This window comes from Clostridium sp. ZBS2 (assembly GCF_023845855.1).
Taxonomy (GTDB): Bacteria; Bacillota; Clostridia; order Clostridiales; family Clostridiaceae; genus Clostridium; species Clostridium aquiflavi.
The window spans coordinates 1-270 of the sequence record NZ_JAMQIF010000155.1 but is presented as its reverse complement, the minus strand read 5'-3'; the positions used below and the strand labels follow the sequence as shown (position 1 = coordinate 270).

General features: G+C 37.0%; 1 pseudogene. It reads left to right on the top strand.

Annotated features, from left to right (window positions below):
- Window positions 1–270: pseudogene (locus tag NG918_RS16785) on the top strand (formate C-acetyltransferase/glycerol dehydratase family glycyl radical enzyme); the annotation flags it as partial.

Below are 270 nucleotides of genomic sequence, written 5' to 3'. Positions count from 1 at the left end.
AACTTATATAAATGAAATATCAAAATATAAAACAACAAGATATGGAAGAGGTCCTATTGGAGGAAGTTATGGACTTTCAACATCAGGAATATCCTCTAATGTACCAATGGGATGCGTAACAGGGGCTACTCCGGATGGAAGACTTGCATGGACTCCAGCAGCAGAAGGAGCATCTCCAGTACAAGGATCAGATATAGAAGGACCAACTTCTGTTTTAAAATCAATAACTAAGTTACCTACTATATTAATGACTGGGGGACAATTATTAAA